The sequence below is a fragment of the Flavobacterium suncheonense GH29-5 = DSM 17707 genome, from assembly GCF_000430025.1.
Lineage (GTDB): Bacteria > Bacteroidota > Bacteroidia > Flavobacteriales > Flavobacteriaceae > Flavobacterium > Flavobacterium suncheonense.
Genome location: NZ_AUCZ01000003.1, coordinates 105,368 through 126,689 on the forward strand (window position 1 = coordinate 105,368; position 21,322 = coordinate 126,689).

Annotated in this window: 25 protein-coding genes; 7 read left to right on the forward strand and 18 right to left on the reverse strand. The window is 38.8% G+C overall.

The window, feature by feature from the left end; genetic code table 11:
- Window positions 1-116 precede the first annotated feature (116 nt).
- Window positions 117-329, forward strand: coding sequence for a hypothetical protein (locus G498_RS0100615; RefSeq protein WP_026979355.1), 213 nt, complete (start codon window positions 117-119; stop codon window positions 327-329).
- Between the two features lie 92 nt (window positions 330-421).
- Complete coding sequence (locus G498_RS0100620; protein ID WP_026979356.1) at window positions 422-694, forward strand: hypothetical protein; 273 nt, start codon at window positions 422-424, stop codon at window positions 692-694.
- Window positions 695-714: 20 nt separating this feature from the next.
- On the opposite strand, the gene G498_RS0100625 is transcribed toward G498_RS0100620, so the two are convergent.
- The 18 genes from G498_RS0100625 to G498_RS0100710 form a co-directional block, all read right to left on the reverse strand.
- Entirely contained in the window at window positions 715-954 is a 240-nt protein-coding gene (locus G498_RS0100625) for a hypothetical protein (protein WP_026979357.1), read from the reverse strand.
- Between the two features lie 60 nt (window positions 955-1,014).
- On the reverse strand, window positions 1,015-1,212 hold the full coding sequence (locus G498_RS0100630; protein ID WP_026979358.1) for a hypothetical protein: 198 nt from the start codon (window positions 1,210-1,212) through the stop codon (window positions 1,015-1,017).
- A gap of 17 nt (window positions 1,213-1,229) precedes the next feature.
- The gene (locus G498_RS0100635; protein WP_026979359.1) at window positions 1,230-1,445 is read right to left on the reverse strand and encodes a hypothetical protein; all 216 of its coding nucleotides are present in this window, start codon (window positions 1,443-1,445) and stop codon (window positions 1,230-1,232) included.
- A 20-nt stretch (window positions 1,446-1,465) separates the two neighbouring features.
- Entirely contained in the window at window positions 1,466-1,822 is a 357-nt protein-coding gene (locus G498_RS0100640; protein WP_026979360.1) for a hypothetical protein, read from the reverse strand.
- 56 nt (window positions 1,823-1,878) lie between these two features.
- Window positions 1,879-2,571: a DNA cytosine methyltransferase gene (locus G498_RS15905; protein ID WP_205619167.1), complete on the reverse strand. Its 693-nt coding sequence runs from the start codon at window positions 2,569-2,571 to the stop codon at window positions 1,879-1,881.
- A 71-nt stretch (window positions 2,572-2,642) separates the two neighbouring features.
- Complete coding sequence (locus tag G498_RS0100650; RefSeq protein WP_026979362.1) at window positions 2,643-2,909, reverse strand: hypothetical protein; 267 nt, start codon at window positions 2,907-2,909, stop codon at window positions 2,643-2,645.
- A 147-nt stretch (window positions 2,910-3,056) separates the two neighbouring features.
- The gene (locus tag G498_RS15675) at window positions 3,057-3,233 is read right to left on the reverse strand and encodes a hypothetical protein (RefSeq protein ID WP_154656435.1); all 177 of its coding nucleotides are present in this window, start codon (window positions 3,231-3,233) and stop codon (window positions 3,057-3,059) included.
- A 177-nt stretch (window positions 3,234-3,410) separates the two neighbouring features.
- Complete coding sequence (locus G498_RS0100660) at window positions 3,411-3,629, reverse strand: hypothetical protein (protein WP_026979363.1); 219 nt, start codon at window positions 3,627-3,629, stop codon at window positions 3,411-3,413.
- An 8-nt stretch (window positions 3,630-3,637) separates the two neighbouring features.
- Entirely contained in the window at window positions 3,638-3,823 is a 186-nt protein-coding gene (locus G498_RS0100665; RefSeq protein WP_161625323.1) for a hypothetical protein, read from the reverse strand.
- Window positions 3,824-3,830: 7 nt separating this feature from the next.
- Complete coding sequence (locus tag G498_RS0100670; RefSeq protein WP_026979365.1) at window positions 3,831-4,130, reverse strand: hypothetical protein; 300 nt, start codon at window positions 4,128-4,130, stop codon at window positions 3,831-3,833.
- Window positions 4,131-4,152: 22 nt separating this feature from the next.
- Window positions 4,153-4,932 (reverse strand): DNA adenine methylase, encoded by a 780-nt coding sequence (locus G498_RS0100675; protein ID WP_026979366.1) that lies wholly within the window; start codon window positions 4,930-4,932, stop codon window positions 4,153-4,155.
- Window positions 4,932-6,689 carry a hypothetical protein gene (locus tag G498_RS0100680; protein ID WP_026979367.1) on the reverse strand — a complete coding sequence of 586 codons (1,758 nt, stop codon included), beginning with the start codon at window positions 6,687-6,689 and terminating at the stop codon, window positions 4,932-4,934. The genes G498_RS0100675 and G498_RS0100680 overlap by 1 nt, the downstream gene beginning before the upstream one ends.
- Window positions 6,690-6,708: 19 nt before the next feature.
- A complete protein-coding gene (locus G498_RS0100685) occupies window positions 6,709-7,032 on the reverse strand; it encodes a hypothetical protein (protein ID WP_026979368.1) in 324 nt (107 codons plus the stop codon).
- A 12-nt stretch (window positions 7,033-7,044) separates the two neighbouring features.
- On the reverse strand, window positions 7,045-7,347 hold the full coding sequence (locus tag G498_RS0100690; RefSeq protein ID WP_026979369.1) for a hypothetical protein: 303 nt from the start codon (window positions 7,345-7,347) through the stop codon (window positions 7,045-7,047).
- Between the two features lie 21 nt (window positions 7,348-7,368).
- Window positions 7,369-7,632 (reverse strand): hypothetical protein, encoded by a 264-nt coding sequence (locus G498_RS0100695; protein WP_026979370.1) that lies wholly within the window; start codon window positions 7,630-7,632, stop codon window positions 7,369-7,371.
- Window positions 7,616-7,834, reverse strand: coding sequence for a hypothetical protein (locus G498_RS0100700; protein ID WP_026979371.1), 219 nt, complete (start codon window positions 7,832-7,834; stop codon window positions 7,616-7,618). Before G498_RS0100700 ends, G498_RS0100695 begins: the two co-directional genes overlap by 17 nt.
- Before the next feature lie 250 nt (window positions 7,835-8,084).
- Window positions 8,085-8,306, reverse strand: a complete 222-nt coding sequence (locus G498_RS0100705) for a hypothetical protein (RefSeq protein ID WP_026979372.1) — start codon at window positions 8,304-8,306, stop codon at window positions 8,085-8,087.
- Between the two features lie 16 nt (window positions 8,307-8,322).
- Entirely contained in the window at window positions 8,323-8,505 is a 183-nt protein-coding gene (locus G498_RS0100710; protein ID WP_026979373.1) for a hypothetical protein, read from the reverse strand.
- A gap of 82 nt (window positions 8,506-8,587) precedes the next feature.
- Here G498_RS0100710 and G498_RS0100715 point away from each other — a divergent pair, with 82 nt between their 5' ends.
- The 5 genes from G498_RS0100715 (at window position 8,588) to G498_RS14495 (ending at window position 21,318) form a co-directional block, all read left to right on the forward strand.
- On the forward strand, window positions 8,588-8,956 hold the full coding sequence (locus G498_RS0100715) for a helix-turn-helix domain-containing protein (RefSeq protein WP_026979374.1): 369 nt from the start codon (window positions 8,588-8,590) through the stop codon (window positions 8,954-8,956).
- 311 nt (window positions 8,957-9,267) lie between these two features.
- Window positions 9,268-9,603: a hypothetical protein gene (locus G498_RS0100720; RefSeq protein ID WP_026979375.1), complete on the forward strand. Its 336-nt coding sequence runs from the start codon at window positions 9,268-9,270 to the stop codon at window positions 9,601-9,603.
- Between the two features lie 463 nt (window positions 9,604-10,066).
- Complete coding sequence (locus G498_RS0100725) at window positions 10,067-15,064, forward strand: LamG-like jellyroll fold domain-containing protein (RefSeq protein WP_026979376.1); 4,998 nt, start codon at window positions 10,067-10,069, stop codon at window positions 15,062-15,064.
- Between the two features lie 319 nt (window positions 15,065-15,383).
- Window positions 15,384-20,546: a PKD-like domain-containing protein gene (locus tag G498_RS15270; RefSeq protein WP_161625324.1), complete on the forward strand. Its 5,163-nt coding sequence runs from the start codon at window positions 15,384-15,386 to the stop codon at window positions 20,544-20,546.
- Between the two features lie 88 nt (window positions 20,547-20,634).
- A complete protein-coding gene (locus G498_RS14495) occupies window positions 20,635-21,318 on the forward strand; it encodes a carboxylesterase family protein (RefSeq protein WP_035744344.1) in 684 nt (227 codons plus the stop codon).
- Window positions 21,319-21,322: the final 4 nt, after the last annotated feature.

Genomic DNA, 21,322 nt, shown 5'->3' on the forward strand with positions numbered 1-21,322 from the left:
GGATTTGCAAACATTTGTTAGCTTTTGCAAGGATTTGCAAACATTTGCAAGGATTTTTATTTTGTAGTGAATTTCTTTTTTTTTAGTTTTGACATGACCATTAACCACAAAATACCATGACTTCCAACGCTTTACAAAATAACGATGTGCTTCGCGCAATGACGAAGCAGGAATTAATGAATGAATTTAGGATTTTTGGCGAACGTACCGTGCGTGCAGAGATCAACAACGTAATTGCTAAAATGCGCGGAATTCCTTTAAAAGAGGCTAAGGACCAGAAAGCTGTTCGTGCTAGTGAGGTGGAAGAGATTAAGAAAAGATTTCAGTGATTTTTATCAACAATCTCAGTTAATAACTCGTTGATTATTAAGTATTTTTTATCCTTTATTGATTTACCTTTATGTTGTAAAATTAATATAACATGATAAAGGAAACGCAACTACTGGAAAATGAATGTAAGAAAGTCGAATCATCTTACATGTCGAAAAGGAAACAGCAAAAATCTTTGGAGAATATGGCTTTTAATACAAAGCTAATGAGTGAATTTGCAGAAAAAGATTCTCAAAAATTAGTAAAAAAAGCTAATGAAATACTATCCAAAAATAACGATGATCCAAAATTGAAGATTGAATTGGAAAAAATTTTAAAAAAGTATTTCCAACAAATCCCAGCTAAAATATTTAAAGGAAATTAAAACCACACTATTTGAGTGGTTTAAATTTTAATATCGATTTCGGCAAAATCAGCCCATTGTTTTATCATGAAAATGGCTAACTCCTTTCTTTCTTCCGGTTTGAGATTATCTGTATCGTCCAAACCATCATTAAAAAAAATTACATCATCGTAGCCTGTACAAATCATATCTCCGTTAATTGAAAAGCTATTGCGGCCATCCATTATAAATTTTTCACGGCCAGTAGATTCAAATGTAATTTTATCGTTAGTGATTAACATAGTATTGTATTAAATTATTTACAAATATATGATATTACAGCAGTAAAAAAAACCACGCAGCTAGCGTGGCTTTTGTTCTTTATAAGAATTATACTCTTGCAAGAGTTCTTCTAATTTAATTATTTCTTTTTCAAGATAATGTGTTTTTACTGTATAAGACAGAACTGAAAATCTTTTAGGATTATTTCGAAATGATATTTGTATTTCTTTCAGTTCACTTTTAAGTGAATTTAGTTTTTCTTCTACGAATTCTTCCATAATTATTTCAAAGTTATTTACAAGTTAGTATTTTTTAATGATTCGATTTTCTTTTGCTTCATTTCGATAATTCGGTTTAGCCGGGCAACGTCTTTTGTTAGTTCTATATGGCTCGAGAGGGTAAATAAAAGAACATCATTTGCATTTTTTAAACCTTGTTCCTGTGCAACTTGCTCCAACTGTTTTTTTTGAGTTGGAGTAAAGCTGCGTATGTAGGTAGAATTCTTTATCATGCTATTGAATAGTAGATTATTTAAAGACTTTTCAACTGTTGATCGATAATTCCTTTGTATTTCTCTTTCACGAGGTACGTGAACGTACCGTGTGCATCGTTTTCCACGTGGTACGTGCAGCATTTAAGTAATGCGACGGCCTCGAATGGCTTTAAACTTATGCTAAATCCTTTCGCCGGACTGCCTTTTGTAATTTTTAGATGAAAAGAATACCATAAGCGAAATGTAATGTCAATCAACATTATCAAGTCGAAGAATTGGCCGGCGAATTCCGGTTGTTTAAAGTTGGTAGAAATTACGGTGTTATACCGGTGTAGTTCTGATTGTAGTACCGAAAGTTCCTGTTCGGTTACTTTGTTTAATTTTACTTCTTTCATGGTTATTTATGGTTAAATGGTTGGATATGTATGGTTTTTTAGTTGTTAGCCGCGTGTTAGCGGTTATTCTGAAAGAATGCCTCTGCAAACCCAGCTGAACACATTGAACGAATGTCAGCATCACATTTTATTTTGTCTTTTGCCCATTGCATTTCAGGTATCAAATCAACTGCTGATTTATGTAAAAATGCAAGTGCGGGTTTTGGCCGCCCTGGTCTTACATAAAGTTTATCGTTTTTAGGCACTTTATTCCAATCGGTATATTTCTTTGGAGGTATGTTAAAGTCACCCCATAAAGCCGTCTTTTTAGTCCAAGGGCTTCCATATTCCCAAGGCTGATAAACATACTTTGGTTTGCCTAAAAAATCTTTTAATCTACCGTTTGCAGGGTTCTCGATAACCCACCATTTAGGATTGGCTTCATCTATTATCCTTAAACAATGATTAACCATTTCCATACCTTTTTCATAATCTCTTATTTTATGAAATCCGTTTGCAGTTGAAAATTCAGTGCATACTGGGTTTGCTATTATTCCATAAACATTTGGTGGTGGTGTGTAATTTTCAACACCTATATCTTCGCCTATCATTATGACTTCATATTCATCTGATAATTGGTAAAATAAACTGTCAGAACCTAAATCAGCACAAAGATGCAGTATGATTTTCGGAGAAGAACAACCGCTAACATCGGTTTTATGCAATGCCGAGTTATTATCTTTGTTTGATGCTTTGTTTTTATTTTCCATTTTAGTAATAATTTGAAAGTTATAGCAGTTTATTCGACACTGCACAAAGCCTTTTAACGTTATAAGCCATTTTAGTAACCGACTGTATCTATTAAACTATCGGGCTGATTTTTACCTTCATATACAAAATCTGTTTCATTGTGCATATCTTGTATTTCTTCCATACTATCAAGCCATTTATCAGCTTTATAGAAAATCAATTTATTTTGTGGAGTTGAAGCAACGCAAGCATTTACTTTTTCTTTTTGAAGTTCAACCAAAAGTTTAATCACTCTATCTACTTTCTTTTTTTGTGAATCATTCAATTTTTCTACATTATATTTACTTAAATCAATCATTGTTTTTAAATTAATTTATTATGCCAAACACTAATAAAAACGGCTTATAACAGTGGTTTGGCAAAATACCGCCAACAAGCCTTTGTACTATAATTCAACATTTGTGCAAGACGGTACTTCGCCAAGCCACCAACCGTTATAAACAAGCTATGTAAAACTTTTCGTAAAAACAGCTAAAAAATGTAAAAATTCCCACAATACGAAAGCAACAAAAAGGCATAAAATACCTATTAATACTACTTTCAAATCCTCCAATAAAGCTTTATTGTCTTTTCGGTTTTGTTCTTCTTTTGACAAATCCCATTTATAATTTTGTTTTCCCATATTTATAAAAATTTAGCCAGTTTATAACGAAGGTTTTATGAAATGGCTGGTTAGTGTTTATTTGTAAAAATTGTTTTTCGTATTACTTCTTTTAAAAGAAGCTTTGTTTTCATATCTTTTCGCTTATTGGTTGTGGCAATTTCTAAAATTACGCCACTTCATAAAGCCTCGGAAACGTTATGCGTTAGATTTTGAAAAGAATTTGCTTTTAAAATAGTAGTAATACAAAACTGAATATGTGATACTTATACCAAAAAAAAATGCTGTAAAACCTATTGCATCCGCTTTTTTCTCATTGTCTATTACAATGCTTGCAAAGAACAAACAAGCAAAAAAACACCATATCCAAACAAATAAAGCTGTCGCTAATAAAAAACCAATTGTTATTTTTTTCATAATGTGTTTTATTTTACTTCATAAATCAAAGCCCCATTTTCATAGAACCGGATTACGTTAACCAACTCCATTTTTAAGGTTTTAGGAATTCTTTTTAGCATGCCCTCGATAATTTTAATCGAGGGCTTTGCATTTTCCTGAATTGGAGAATAGAAAACTGGGTTTTCGTGGCCGTGCTTAGTAAGGACCACCATCCGGATTTTACTTTTTTCTTTCTGATAGAACGGCATCTTTTTTGGCTTTTTTAAGTTTTTGCTTCATTTCACGGTATTGTGCATTAGCCTGTTCCTGTGTTACTGCAAACACTTTCACGCGGCCATGCTCGTAAAAAAATGGCCGGTTCCCTTTTTTAATTAACTCCTTTTCTTTTTCGTCATACGCCTCAGCTTGCTTTTTTTTACGCAGTTTTAATAAGTACGGTATTCCGAACGTGCGTAAAACAAGTAAGATAAAAAGTGTTGCAAAAAAATAGGATGCGCCTGTGATGAATTGTAAATACATGGTTTTTGTTGTTTAATGGTTATTAATTGTTGAATTGTAATTGAATTTGAGATAATTCGTAATTGGTTATCAGAATTTCTGTTTTTCTGTTTTTAATATTGGCTCTTTCACCAATAGTTATTATGTTTAGGCCTCTTTTTTTCGCTTCAGAAACAACAAACGGGTGGTTAAATTCAGACATAGCAGATTTAATACCGCAGTTTACCATTAAATCAAGGCAATCAATCGTATCTTTTTGGGTCCATTTTGGAACGTTGTAGACATATTCTGTTTCATGATAAATCGGATCAAGAAATATGAAGCAGTTTTCTTTATCATTCAGACCTTTTGAGAAACTAATACATTTCAAAACATCTCTAAAATCTCTATTAAGAATTTTACAATCAGTTAAATGATTGAATGTGGAATCAATGTTTTTTAAAAGAGTTTGTTTTGCGTTGTCTAAACCAACTCTTAAAGTATCTCCTTTTCCCAAGTAGGTGAAATTTGACAAAAAAAGAAATCGTATAGCTTTTTTAATTGGTTCAGTTTCTTGGTTTTGTTTCCAATATTTAATCAACCCTTCAGATATCGGTAAAATTTCAATTTGTTTGATTAATTCTGCTTTATGATTTTGAACAATCAAGTAAAGATTTGTAACATCATTGTCAAGGTCATTTAATATTGAATACTTTGGTTTTGGAAGATAAAAATACGATCCACCCGCCCCAAAAAAAAGCTCAATTCTCAAACGATGTTCAGGAAAATAAGAAGCAATTTTTTTGATTATTCGACGTTTATTCCCCATTCTTGTAAGTATCATTAACAAAGATTTTTAGTTGAAAACTGGTTTAATCGTTCCGAAACTTTTGCGCGGAAATTGCTTGGTAAATTGTTATGAACGTAGTCTATCAATTCATTAAGCGTAATACGGTTGTTAAGGAACTGTTTTAATTTCAAATCGAATTTTTTTGCGTGATTTATACGCTCTTTTCGCTGTTTTGCAGTGCGGTTTACTTCAGCTTCTTTGGCTTTAACTTCTTCTTGATACTTTTTGTGTTTTAGCCATGCTTTTCGAGTGTATTCAAAACCAATTTCTTTCGCATCGGTACGGGTTAAGTCAAAATAATTACCCGGATATAGCGTTTTTACTTCCGATTTTGCAAACCATTTGTGCGCATGGTTCAATCTCCAACGGTATTCCTGTAATTTGTCCACCATTAGTTCTTTGTGGTACAAACCGTTGTGAGCTTTCAGTTTGTTTTGCATCCAAAAATTGATTGCTTTTTTCCAGCTTCCGGCAAATGGTGTCGCACTGCGGTACAAACGAGCGGCACATTTCATAAATTCCTGAATAATTAACACTTGGAAATCATCCCGGCTCATGGTTCCGTTTCTTGATTCTGCATATAGGACCCGAATATCGATCGGTACATGGTAATTAAATTCACCGGCGGCTAACTTTTCGGCCAACTCCTGATCGTGGAGGATTAAACTTTGCAGATTTTCCGAAGATTGTTTCGAAACTTTAACATTTTCAGCCGCGCCCCCTTGTGAAATCTTCTCACCTTGCACTCTATGCTCTTGTAAAAAAGAATTTAAAAATTCAGGCGCTTGCGCCGTTCCTAAATCAAGAGAACTGTTTTCAACATTCTCTTTTATTTTAATATTCTTTTTAATAGTTCTTGTAATATCATTGGTATTTCCAAATTCTTTTGACGTTTCGGGGCTAACTCGCTGATTTTCAGCACCGACAAAATTTAAAGTTTTGGCATCGAAAATCGATAAAATTTGACTGTTTATGTGCATTTTAACCCCTCTTTTATGGCCTAAAAAGGTATATTCAGTCAGTACTCCGGCCTCTTCTAAACGGGATCTGTGGTTGCGAATGGTTTCGGTGCAAACGTCGATACTTTTCACGCCATTGCGCTCTAAGCTTGTTACGTGGTAGCTGTTTACTTCAAATTGTTTAACGGGTTGCGGTTCTGTAATCCCAAGCTGCATGTATATTTGTGTTTTTGCTGCTAGTTGACTGGAATAAAGGTGTAGCATTTGCTGAAAAACAATTTCGGTAGCATATTTAACGGTAGCGATTTTCTTTTTCTCTAAAGTCAAACCGCGTTCCGTGTTGAATTCTTCAACCAGTTCGTTATATTCTTTGGCTCGTTTTGAAGCGTATTTCCGTTTGAAAATACGTGCAAATTCTTTTTGTACATCTGTTAGTGGTTCAGAAGCTATTGCGGTACGTACGGCTGCATTATATTTTTCGGTTTCTATATTGGTAAGTTCTACCTGATCGTTATAGGCAGCAATGAATAATCTGTAATTATCCATCGTATTTGCAAAGGCTTCCTGTGTTATATATGGCCAAATAGCGTAAACAGGACGTGAATTTTCCGTAGATGGTTCGAACGTGGTACGTGAATTTCGCGTACGCGGTACGTGGTTGGTACGTGAGTGGTACGTGGTTGGTACGTGAGTGGTACGCGCGGTATTTTCACGTACCGGGTGCAGCTTTATGTTTCCAAACAGATCGTACGAAAACAGTTCCCCGGCTTTTTTTGGTTGGTTATCGTGCATGGTTTTGGTGGTTAAATGGTTATTGCAGTGGTTCTTTCTCTAGTCTGCTGATGGTTCGGTTTAGGTGGGAAATTCTATTAGTAAAGACCTTTGGATTAGATGGATTACCATCGAAAGTTGGATACCAAGTAACAATAAAAAATTTCTTAACTTCTAAATCCTTTTGTAATTCATTTAGGATTATTTTTTGTTCTAAAGTTGTTAAAGAACTAAACTCTAACCAATGACAAAAACCGTATTGTGTGCTATTTGCTTCAGCCGTGTTTATTGATTTTGTCCTTTCTGAATCTCTCCAGTCCACAAGCATACTTTTAAGTACTTTTACGATTTGCTGTTTTTCCATCTTCGTAAATCTTTAGTTTAACAATGCTTTACTTGGTTCTACACAAATAAACATGAACCGACATAATGGGTCGACAAGTTTCATAGGGATTTGAAATTGAAAAGAGTTGAAAATTTCTAAAATGGTATTAACTTCCATTTGCAAATCTTCATCAAAACGGAAAGCAATAAAGTTTTGACCATCAAATTGAATATAATCAACAGAGGCAACACAAAGGTAATTCGTTGCTAATTCAACAGGTTGTTGCAATAAGATTGGTAGTTTGTCAAGCGTAGGACGTTTACCCACTTCTTGAATGGTAATGGTTTTTTGCATGATTTTGTGGTTAAATGGTTTTTACTGAACAAAGCGGTTAACCTTTGCTGTGATGATGTTTTGTCCCCAATGTGAAACGCTTTGTTTTACTTCTAAAATGTCAACTATTTCATAATGAACCCAAACACCTTTTTCTTTTAATTTGGCAACTTCGATTCTTGTACCGGGCTCAACAATTTTTTTATTGTCTATCCGGAATCGAATTTCCGGTTTAGCTTCAAACTCCTTTTCGCAGGTTGGCCAAATGAGTAATGTTACATCTGATCCGTTAGTTAATACTTGCATGATTAAATGATTTTACGGTTACTTCTTCATAAACTACATTACAATTATTGATTAAATCCAATTGTTCGCGGCCTATAATGTTGCGCTGTTGTCTTAGATAATCAATTTGTACTTTTAAATGCGGCTCATTGTCATTTTTTACAATTTCACTTAGCGCTTCGATAGCGGTTGTGTAACGATTGTATTTTTCAAATAGTGACATACTCTAAAGTTTTAATTGTTTCCCCTATCAGGAGAGGGCATTGGCCGGTAACCAACCAGCCGCCCTCAACGTCAAGGCATCTGTGCAAAACCATTTGCGCTCTATATTTTACAGCAAGCTTTACTTTTTGGCTTACTTTTTGTTATCTTTGTTGTGCCGGGGTGGTTCCTGGCACACTACACATACCGTTCATGGTTTTGTGTGGTTAAATGGTTAAGCGGCGGGGTGGTACCTGCCGCTTTTTTTGGTTTTAATGGTTAGCGGCTTTAATTCTATTTTTTTTTCGGTCATTTAAAAGTTTCCAAACAGCTTCATAACACTCCGCTTTTGTCCAAATTTCCTCTGCATTGTCTTTTTTCTTCTGCACCTTGGCTTCAACAGGCTTTTTGTGTTTGTTCAGCATTATAACAAGCCTTTCCAGTTCCGCAGGCGGAAGTGAATTTGCAACGTTATATACTGTTTCTGCCGTCATTTCTTACTAAACAATGTTAATTGGCACGGTTTTTCGTATTCTTACGAAATACAATTGTTGAAATGCTCGAAGTTGACAATCCAAATTCGGAAGCAACTATTTCTAAAGTTTCATTTCGTTTGTTATCAGCTTTCAAAACATGGTAGCGATCCCGAATTTTTTGGTTTCGTTCGTCTATAAAATTTTTAACTGAGTTCATTTTGTTGTATTTTGTTACAGCAATATTACGAATGAAATTTGAATAAACAAATAAAATTCGTTTAAAAATAAATAAAATTTAGATGAAAAATTATATTTCATTGAATATCAAACATTTGTGCGAGAAAAATTTTTTAAGTCAAGATGAATTTGGTTTGTTATTTAATTTAAAAAAAGGAGTTGTTGGAACTTATGTACGTGAAATTGCAGTTCCAAAATTGGAAACTCTACAAAAAATATCAATTCATTTTGGATTAACAATTGACGATTTTGTAAATCGTCCGTTGTCCGATGTTTCAAATATTGCAAATGAACCAAAACCGAGTTACGGATATGAAAATGAAATGCTGAAATTGAAAGACGAAGTAATCAATTTGCAGAAAAATGAAATAGAGCGTTTAAAAGAGAAAATCGAAATGCTTTCAAAATCAAACGATTCCAAAACCGCATAACTAAAAATAGTGAGAGAAAAATCACTAAATTTAGTGATGTGTAAAATTTTATTTACTTTTTATTTTAGTGATTTTAAGTCTTCCCAAATGACAATTAAAACCTACTAATTGAAATAATTGCTCTTAAAGAAATAATTGAGCACAAAGACATGATTATCGAACTATTGAAAAGCGAAAACGCTGATCTAAAAGAGAAATTAAAAACTTCTTCCAAACCGACTCTTTCAGTTGTTTGGAAAAGTAAGAAAAAAGAGTAAATTTGACATTATTATTAATATGGCTAATTACAGCCTTTTAAAAATTATATTCATATGAAAAGATTTGTTTTACCTTTTTTATTAGGTGTTGTTGTAACTTCCGGATTTGCTTTTAAAGCTGTATATGATATAAAGTATGATAGCGCAGAGGTTTATGAATTTCCGAAATTTAATGGCTTATGCGTTTTTACTGATTCTGAACCTTTAATGCCCCATGATACCATAGGCAAAGTGAAAGTTAAACCGATTTTTAATCTTCATTATACTGAGATCAGAGATAAGTTATTAAAAAAATGCAATGAAACCTATCCTAAAGCAAGCGGTATAATTATTAGTTCATATAGTTCTGCTGGTGAATACAATGCTCTTGTTATACAATTCAAGAAATAATTAAGAGTATGTTTCGCGCATACAAATAGCTTAAAAAACAATATTTCTCAAAACATAACCATTTGATTATCAATTGGTAATTTGTATAGTTTGAATTCATAACCCTGAGGTCACGGGTTCAACTCCCGTCTTCGCTACAAAGCCCCGTAACTTCTACGGGGTTTTTTATTTTCACTCCATTTCTTCTTCCGCCTGCGAGAATAACTCACTTTCTTTCATCCCTAATTAACAAGGTATTACGTCTAAATACGATTTTACATCTGTTATATTTAATTCAAAAATATAATAAATTTTATGATAATTTAACAATCGTGTTTTTTATTCATTTTTTAAACAAAACCGCTATTTAAAACACATAATACATCTTTTATGTTATTTTATCTATTTGTTATGCTTTCATAAAAAATGTTAAAATTTTATTAATTACATTTACATAGCTCTAACTCAAATACCCCAAAGAATTATGGTAAGAAAAACTACTTCCGTTATTCGCAACTTACTCATCCTACTTATTTTCAACCTTTTAAGTTGCATTCAGATTCAAGCACAAACCCTCATTACCTACCAGGGATTCGACGGAACTCCGGCAGACGTATGGGGTTACACGAACACACTAAACACCGGCACCATTGCAACCAGTAACCTGACCTCTGTTTCCGCACCTAACTCTCTGCGGTTGGGCGGTTCAAATAATTCAGGAACGGGTGCTGCGAACAATGACCCTTTTACGACTTTTAACAATGTAAACATTAGTGGCTACACCAACGTTGTCTTAAATTTATCGTTCTCTTCTAACGGTACACCGGATGATAATGACGATTTATACTTAGACATATCCTACAACAACGGGGCAACGTATCCCGTCTCAATTAAATTAATTGACGGTAAAGCCAATACTGCACCGGACAACCTTCCCTATTCTCATCCTGCATCCCCGGGAAATACAGTGGGTTCTCCTTATTCGTTCAGTATCCCAAACGGAAATACTCAGGTTCGCGTGAGAATTCGTTTCGATGAGCTTGATAACCAAAGTAATACCAGCGATTTTTATTTCATCGACAACATCAGTCTTTACGGAGTGCCAATTGGTAATAACATGACCGTTACCGGGAGCAACAACAATCCCGTTCCCCATAATTCTTTAGCTACCACCACTAATGGTACAGATTTCGGAACCACACAGATTATAACCGATCCTGTCATTCGGACTTTCATCATCAAAAACATTGGCTCAAACCCGATTAACTTAACCGGAAGCCCACTTGTCAACATAACCGGAAGCACTGATTTTACAGTAATTGCGTTGCCTACTACTCCAATTGCATCTCTGAATAACACAACTTTTCAGATTCGCTTTATTCCAAGTTCTATCGGTATTAAAAACGCGACTGTTTCCATTGCAAGTAATGACAGTGATGAAAATCCGTATATTTTCCAAATTAAAGGGGAAGGTGTACAGACTTTTTTTGACAGTGATGGCGATGGTATTCTGGACAATGTTGATATCGACGACGATAATGACGGCATAAGAGATGATGTGGAAGAAAACAATTGTAATGCAGCCAACGGCCCTAAAGTTAACTACAAATTCTTAAATGAAACTTTTGGAACCGGAGCCCGAACTACAATTAATACCACCTATAACGCCATTACCACCTATTGTTATGAAGACGGCTCCGGAGGTATTGACACTCCGGAATGTCCTAATTTAAGCACAACCGATTTAAATGACGGAAAATATACGGTAGGCCCATCCGCACAGATTGCTTCATGGGCGGCCTCATATTGGTATACAGGTCCCGACCACACCGGAAATCCTAACGGACGAATGGCTTTGTTCAACGCTTCTTATGAGCCTGGTATTTTCTATACTGCAACCATTTCGGGCGCTTTGCCAAACATCCCTATTACTTATAGCTTTTGGGTAATCAACTTAGACCGCAGCAATGCTCCCGGAATTGCTACCCGTTTAAGACCCGATGTGCGCGTAGAGTTCCGCGACATGAGCAACAACTTGCTTACTGCCATTAATACCGGTGATATTCCGCCTACTAACGCAGCTAATCCGACTGGTGACTGGTACAATTTTACCGCTAACCTAAACCTGAACGTTACCGCTTTCCGGGTAATTTTCATCAACAATGAAACTGGAGGTACTGGAAACGACCTTGCGTTAGACGATATCGTAATCTCTCAAACCTTGTGCGATCTTGACAACGATGGCGTAGCCGATGTATTCGATTTAGATGCCGATAACGACGGTATAGAAGACATCATAGAAGTAGGCTTAGGCAACTTAAGCAACGGAAAAGGCCGCATGGATGTTGCTTGGGTAGACGCCAACGGAAATGGTTTACACGATAGCGCTGAAGCACTGATTCCATTGGATACTGATGGTGACGGCGCTCCGGACTATATGGATTTAGACAGCGACAATGATTCAATTTTCGATGTAGACGAATCGTGGGCCGGAAACATTCACGCGTATCCCGGATTTGAAAACGGTGATGGTGACATTAATGGTGATGGTGTTGGCGACGGTCCGGAATCGGAAACTTTCAGAAACAAAGACACCGATGGTGATGGTACAACCGAAGGTTTCGGAGACGGTATCTTAGACATTTACGATTATTACGTAAACGGATACGGCAACCTTGACCAGGGAAGTAATGTGGCGCCGTTCTTAAATTATGTTTTGGATGCAGACGGCGATGGCATTCCCAATTACTTAGATGTAATGTCCAACGGAACTACATACGATATTGCAGCCGGACTTTACGCCTCCTTAGACGCTAACAACGACGGAATCATAGACGGAAATGCCGATATCGACCACGACGGAATCCTAGATGCTTTCGACACCGACACAACCCGATTTGGTTCGCCAAGAAATTTAGAACGCAAATTATATATCGAATTCGACGGCAGAAACGATTATGCCACAGACACCAGCGTTATCGGCACCTGGCCAAATGCTTCCATTATGGCATGGGTGAACCTTAACAACGCTTTCAATGCAGAGGGAATGATCTTCGGACAACAAAACCTGAGAATTGGTGTCGATGCCCAAAAACGCTTCATGGTGGTGCACAACGGCACCATAACCAAATACAACTCCGCCTTAAACACTTCGCAATGGATTCATCTTGCCGCAATTTATGACAGTACAAACGGCTTAATGAAACAATATATTAATGGTGCTTTGGTGAATTCTGTAGCCATTTCAGGAAATCTGTTACCTACAACTACCCTGCTAACCATCGGTAAAAACGCTGTAACCAACGACCGTTACTTCAAAGGAAAAATCGATGAGGCCAGACTCTTCAATGTAGCCTTAACGGATGCAGAATTGCAGAAAATCGTATATCAGGAAATCCGAAACAATGCCGGACAGGTTAGAGGTGAAATCATTCCTAAAGACGTACCCGGATTACCGTGGGCCAACCTGATCCGTTATTACAGAATGGACAACTACAAAGATGATGTAATCGACAATCACACAACCGCTGCAATAGATGTAACGCCAGGTGCAAGAATTTACAATGTAAAAACCATCAAAGTTCAGGAAGCGCCGATGCCTTTTGTAACAGAACAGCCTGGAAATTTTGCAACGGCTTCCCATTCCGTTTCAAAACAAATCAGAGGATTGGATGTGGATGATTACGACTGGTCTATCATCCATGTAAAACACAACATTACTTCCAACATTAACAATATCGATTTGGGAATGATTGTAGATCCGGGCACCACCATCACCATGACCAACGACACCAAAATCCACAACGACTGGTATCTGAAACTTGACGGAAAAATCGATTTGGAAGGCCGTTCCCAATTACTGCAAACTGCCAACAGTGATTTAGACGTAACCAGTACGGGAATTTTGGAAAGAGACCAACAGGGAACCGGAAACCTGTACAACTACAACTATTGGTCGCCACCGGTAAGTACCATAGCCAGTGTTACCGACAACAATACCGGCTTCACGGTTGCGAATGTTCTTAAAGACGGTACCAACCCAGCATCACCTCAACCCATAACCTGGATTGGCGGCTATGACGGAGCGGCTAATCCTATGCGTTTGGCAAGATTCTGGCTGTATAAATTTGCAAACCTGAGTCAATCGTATGCCAACTGGCAGCAGATTAATGAAAACTCTGTTTTGCAAACCGGTCAGGGATTTACCATGAAAGGAAGCGGTATTGCCATTCCTCCGGCAACCACAACCCAAAACTATGTATTTGTCGGGAAACCCAACAACGGGCTGATCAATCATGCAGGTATTCAGGTGGGAGCCAACAATCAGAATTTAATCGGAAACCCTTATCCTTCTGCCATCGATGCCAACGAGTTTATTACCGATAATTTAGCCGGAACCACAGGAACTTTATACTTCTGGGAACACTATCCGTCGAATGCATCACACAATTTAGCAGAATACCAAGGTGGATATGCAGCCCGTAATCTGGTGGGCGGAACAATTCCAGTTTCTCCGTCTGAAATTAGCGGATTGGGATCCAGCACGAGAATTCCGGGGCGTTTTATCCCGGTAGGACAGGGTTTCTTCATTAAAGGAAATGCTGCCGGTGGTCAGATAATCTACCGAAACAATCAGCGAAAATTCATCAAAGAAGACAACGTAGATTCCAACGTGATGTTCCGTAACAGTCAGCTTTCTGCAAAAGCAAATAACGGAAACAACAATGGAAACAACGGAAATAATGGCAACGGAAATAATAACAATGATCCTGTTGATAATGACGGTTTTGCAAGAATCCGATTGGGCTATAACAGCGCTACTAATTTACACCGTCAATTGTTAATCGGTTTTATGAACGAACATGCCGATGAAGGTTACAATTTAGGTTACGACGGTGATGTACTCGACGTTCAGAGCAATGATGCTTATTTCCAGCTGAATGACAAAAAACTTCAGATTCAGGGTGTAGGAACTTTCAAAACGGAAGCCATTTATCCGATTACCGTAAAAGCAAGTCTTACCGGTAAAGTAGAATTTATGATTGACGGTTTAGAGAATTTCGACAACAGTCAGGCGATTTTCATCCATGACAATCTTGACAACAGTTACCACAACATTCGAGGCAGCCGTTATTCTGTACGCATTCCGGCCGGAGAAACCACTTCTCGTTTTTCACTTCGCTTTGTCAATCCTATGTCGCACAATCCGGGACATGGCAATCAGAAAGCGGAAGAACCTGTTACTGCTTATTACAACCCATCTAATCAGTCAATTAATGTGAGTTCATTGGTTCAGGAAACAACAATAAGCGAAGTTACACTGTTTACGGTTCAGGGTCAAAAAATCAAAACGATTGACACCAAAAACCAAAAACTGCAAAGTGTAGACATCGAAGGCCTTGATTTGGCAACAGGGATTTACATCGTTCAGATTAAAACTTCTGATGCAAAAATACTAAGTGAGAAAATTCTTATTCAATAAACAAAAGAAATTGTTGTTACAAAAAAGCCCTGCTCTTGTAGGGCTTTTTTATTTTTCGTTTGGGTTGTTTTTAAAAATGCTTTTTATCGAGCTAAATTCCGATTCATCGAAAAGGCCCGCAAACAATATGTTAACTAAAAAGTAATTAGTAGTTTTACTATTATTCCAAAAACAAAGCCTGTTGTTTTGAGAATTCCCTTGTTTTACCATCAACTTTTCAAAACTGGCTTGCAACTGCTTTTGTCTGGAATTCACTTTCCTCAGTTCATAACCAAGGTCCCTTTTAGAAACAATTATGTTAATTAAAAGCCTTGTTATTATGAAAAAAAGTTACTCTTTTCTACGTTTATTTTCACTCCTGCTTTTCTCCACATTCTGTTTGGGACAGGATTGTGTTACTCAGAAAACAGTATCGGATGACATTATCTGCTTTGGTCAGAGTGCATCAATAGTACTATCAGGTAGTGAAACAGGTGTGCATTACCAACTGCGTCTTGGAGCAACTGACGTTGGTGTTCCGCTGGCAGGAAATGGCGGAGATTTAACTTTCACCGTATCTCCGGCAACCTCCACAAATTACACTATATATGTTATCGAATGTGACATTACCTATACCGATGAAGGCGTCGTAACCGTAAACCCGATTCCGGATGCAAGTACTGCAAACTCCAGTCAGGCTGTTTGTTCAGGTTTTGCAATTGTTCCGATTAATTTTACTGGAGGCGTTCCCGGTACCACTTTCAACTGGACAAGAGACAATACAACAAATGTAACCGGCATAGTGAATTCCGGTAGCGGAAACATCAGTGGCACTCTTATAAACAACACGACTTCGCCGCAAATTGTAACCTTTACCATCACACAAACAGCCAACGGATGTGACGGAACGCCAATTACGGCAACGGTAACGGTAAATCCGATTCCGGATGTCAATACAGTTACCTTATCGCAAACCATCTGTTCCGGAGAGAGCATTTCCGACATCGTTTTTACGAGTAACATACCCGGAACACAATTCAGTTGGACCCGAACCAACGAGGTATTAACTCCCGGCATAGCTGCCTCTGGAAATGGAACCATTAGTGGTGTTATGACAAATTCAACCACAATTCCAAGAATAACCACTTTTACTGTTACACCCTCTGCAAACGGATGTGAAGGAGCGACTATTTCGGTTACCGTTACCGTAAATCCGGAAGTAATTGCAAGTGCCTCAAACCCTAATCAAATACGCTGTTCCGGAGTCGCTTTAGGAGGTTTTGGAATTACAAGCAATACTTCTGCCGCGGCAACAACCTATACCTGGATCCGGGACAACACAACAAACCTTACAGGAATAGCTGACAGTGGCACCGGAGCGATTAGCGGCACCTTAATCAACAATACAAATACTCCTCAAACTACAACTTTCACAGTAATACCAAGTGCCAACGGGTGTCAGGGAAATCCAATAACCGTGACTGCGCTCATTAATCCTAATCCAGTTGCCGGCGTAAACATCCCTTCGCAAAGCATCTGTTCAGGATTTCCAATATCGGACATTATTCCGTCAAGTAATGTTAGTGGTACTTTGTATACTTGGACAAGAAATAACACAATCAATGTTACCGGAATCGCAAACAACGATTTAACATTTGGAAACGGAATTATAACCGGCACTCTCATCAACAATACTATTTCAAACCAAACGGTAACTTTTACCTTCACACCAAAATACGAAGGTTGCGCCGGAATCCCTACTACTGTTAGCGCCACGGTAATTGTTTATCCCATTCCCACCGTTGCCACCACAAACAGTTCGCAGACCATTTGTTCCGGAAATAACATTACAACAATAGCTTTCACCGGAATTTCAGGTACTACCTATAACTGGGTTAGAGATAACACATCAAACGTTACCGGAATTGCCGACAGCGGAAGCGGAAACATAACCGGCAATCTCACCAACACAACCACAACACAACAAACAGTGACCTTTACAATCACACCGGAAAGAAACGGCTGCAGCGGCATTCCGATTACCGCCCAGGTTATCGTCGAGGCAACTTCCTTTGGCGGAGCCGTTACTATATCCCAGCCTAACATTACTCCAGTAGTAAACATAAAAACGGAATGTCACACCGCAAGCGGAACTCTCTATCTGAGCGGACACAGAGGAAATGTAGTACGATGGGAATATTCCACAAACGCAGGAGTTTCCTGGACAACTATTGCCAATACCTCAACTACCCATAATTACAGCAACATTACTGCAACTACTATTTTCAGAGCCTTGGTACAAAATGGACCGTATTGTGCATTAGCCTACTCCACTTCCTCCATGATAAATGTGATTCCAAACATCAAGCCAACTCCTGTAATAGCAACCCCGGCCACAATCTGTAACGGAGGCTCGTCTGTGCTTACCGCACAAAGCAGTTACGCAACAAGTGGTTCGATTGCAACGGGAGGATCATTCAGCAATTCAAATCCTCCGGGATGGGCGGTGGGTGGCTGCGGAAACTGTTTAAATGCGGGTTCCAGTAACACTAATCCTAGTCCGTGGCAATTAAGCGCTTCAAACGGCGGAACTTATTCGGGTATAACTTATACTTCTGATGGAAAATTTGCCATAGCAAACGGCGACTTCACATCTTACCTATACACGCCGACTTTTAACACTTTTGGATTAACAACCGCTTCGTTATCTTTTGCCGATGCTTATAATTTACAGGCGGGCGCTTCAATTGCAATTCAGATTTCGGTTAGCGGCGGTGCTTATACCACCCTTTGGTCTGCCAGTGGAGCGGCAACAAGAACTCCTTATCTGAATTTCCACACCAATCCGAGATCGGTAGATTTGAGTGCTTATTTGGGACAGCCCAATTTAAGAATCCGATTTGCTTATTTTGGAAATATCGGAAGTTCCTGGGCAGTTGACAATATTGCCATTCCGGATGTTCCGACAAATTTATCCACACAATGGGTAGATTCCGTAAGCGGAACAGTGATTAGCAATAACACCACGATTACAGTTTCACCTACGGTTACCACTACGTATGCCGTGACTTCCTTTTTAAACGGCTGCAACAGTTTCGGCACTGACGGAACAGCTTATGTAACCGTAAATGTAAACCCAAGACCAACGGCGGAACTTAGCCAGGACCAATACGTCTGTTATGGCGGAACGGCTACCTTTACCGTTCATTTTACCGGAAACGGACCTTATCGCTTTACTTTATTCAACGGAACAACCTCAACGACTTACAACAATATCACGCCTAACGCCAGCGGTGACTACACTTTTAACATTACAAACATGACTGTCACCCGCACTTACTACATTACAGCATTAAACGATTCGAAATGTACAGCAATTACCTCAGACATAACAGGTACCGCAACTGTAACCGTGTTAAACGGAACGCAAGGCCTTTGGACCGGTTTAATCAGTTCGGATTGGTTTGACTGCCGAAACTGGCAAAGAGGCCTTCCTTCCGCTACTACAGACGCCGTTATTCCGGACGGAAGCATACGAATGCCGGTGATAGATCCGCTTAGTCCTTATGCTGCGGCTTACAGTTATATCGCTGTTGCCCGTGATGTCGTAATTGATCCCGGAGCTTCTTTAACGATGGCAGCCAATTCCCATTTACATGTAAAACGCCATTGGATTAACCGCGGAATATTTATTCCGGGAACGGGCAATGTAACCTTCAACAGCAGCACCAACAACATGATACAGAACATGAATACAGCTGCCAATACCAAACCTTTTGAGAATTTTTACAATCTGATTTTAAACACTACCAACGGTGCCGTGGGCGTAACCACTCCGGATGCTTTTCAGCTTACCGTGGCCAACAGCCTAATCTTAACCAGCGGCGATTTGCGTTTAACCGGCGAAGCGCAATTGGTTCAAAACGGCAGCGCACCCAATTCGATGGTCGGAACAGGGAATCTGTTACGCGATCAGCAGGGAACCAAAAGCAGTTTTCATTACAATTACTGGTCTTCGCCGGTGAGTCTGAACGGTACCAATTATTCGGTTTCCGCTGTTCTCCGGGACGGTACTAATGCCGCCGGCAATCCTTTCAATCCGGGAACCATCAGTTTTGGCGACGGTTACAACTATTCCGACGGTCCTATCAGCAATCCGATAAAAATCAGTAACCGGTGGATTTACAAATACACCACTGTCAGCACCAGTTACTCCGCCTGGCAGCCAGTGGGAAGCACCGGAACGATGAAAATCGGAGAAGGCTTCACCATGAAAGGCGTAACCGGATTAGCACCAAACACCGAGTATCAAAATTATGTCTTCAAAGGAAAACCGAATAACGGCGACATCGGTCTCACTTTGAGCTTAAACCAACTTTACCTGATTGGCAACCCGTATCCTTCGGCTTTAGATGCAGATGCTTTTATTAAAGATAACATTAAAGATGGCGGAAATGCTCCAACCAATGTTTTCAGTGGCGCGCTGTATTTTTGGGATCACTTTGGAGGAGAAAACCATTATCTGGGAGAATATATCGGCGGCTATGCAACCTATACTTTAATGGGTGGAACTGTTGCGGTTTCCAACGATCCGATGATTAACAACAATAATGCTGCCGGAACAAAAATACCGAAACGTTATATTCCTGTCGGACAAGGCTTTTTCGTCCGAACTGATTTGGGAAATGCCACAGCGAACATGACCAGTCCGCTTACGGGAGGAACCTTAATCATTAAGAACAGTCAGCGGGCTTTTAAAACGGAGTCGCCTGTCAATTCTGTTTTCTTCAGAAATCAAAATCTTACGGTTGACGCCGAAGACAGCAGACAAAAAATCCGACTGTCTTTTGAATCGCCTTCCGGTTTAAAACGTCATCTGTTGATAGGCAGCGATTCGAATGCTTCCAACGCCTTCGATCTTGGTTATGATGCCATTATGATTGATGTGAACAACGAGGATATGTACTGGAGCTTTTCCAATGAAAAATTTGTAATTCAGGCGGTACAGCATTTCAACGAAACCCAAATTATCCCGATTGGCGTAAAAGTAGCCAACGCCGGCACAAGTACCATTAAAATTGAAAATCTGGAAAATATCGACGAAAGCCTTTCCATATATTTGTTTGACAGCGAAACCGGCAGTTATCACGATTTAAGAAACGGCAACTTCCAGGCCAATTTACCAATAGGCGAACACAACAACCGTTTTTCATTGCGTTTCACTAACAGCACTTTAGGTACTGATAATCCGGAATTGGCGAACGGCATTCAAATTTTTGTAAACCCGGATAACATCTTAAACATTAAAAACCACCGAAACGACACAACCGTAAACTCTGTGGAACTTTTCAATATTTTAGGACAATCCGTTAAAAAATGGAATGTTACTGACGAGGTGCAAACCGACATACTGCTGCCGGTTCAAAATCTCCGTTCGGGTGTTTACATAGTGAATCTGAAAACTTCCGATGGATTAATGAGTAAAAAAGTAAGTATCAAATAATTAGCAAAGGCCCTTTTCGGAGGGCTTTTTTAATGCCCTAAAGTTTAGTCTGAAAACAGTACCTTTGCACCTCATCATAAGATTAGCCATGAAATTTCGCTTTTTATTCCTCCTGATACTCGTTTCCACCACAACTTTCGGACAACTCAAAACCATCGTCGGCCAAACCGATTATCCGTTCTGGATTAACGTTCCCGAAGCTGAAAAAACCGAAAAACAACCCGTTTTGATTTTCCTTCACGGCAGAAGTCTTTCCGGAACCGATTTGAACCGTGTGAAGCGCTACGGCGTTTTGCGCGCCATGGAACGCGGACGAAAAATACCGGGAATTGTCGTGGCGCCACAGTTGGCTTCCGGCTCCTGGAATCCGGACAAAGTATTACAACTGCTGGAATACGTTCAAAAGAATTACAACACCGATGTATCCCGCGTTTATGTTTGCGGCATGAGTTTAGGCTCTTACGGGACCTTGCATTTCGCCGGAAAACACGCCGATAAAATAACCGCAGCGGTAGCGATTTGCGGTGGCGGAAATGTGGCGGACGGCTGTAAATTAGCTTCCCTCCCGCTTTGGATTCAGCACGGCGACAAGGATTTTATTGTTCGTTTGTCGGAATCTAAAAAAGTGGTCGATGCGATTAAAAAATGTAAACCCGATGCTGATGTAACTTTTACCGTAATTCCCGGCGGCAACCACAGCAATGTGGAACGATTGTTTCACGAAGATGCGCTGTACGATTGGCTTTTCAGACAAAAGAAACCACAACTGTAACCCT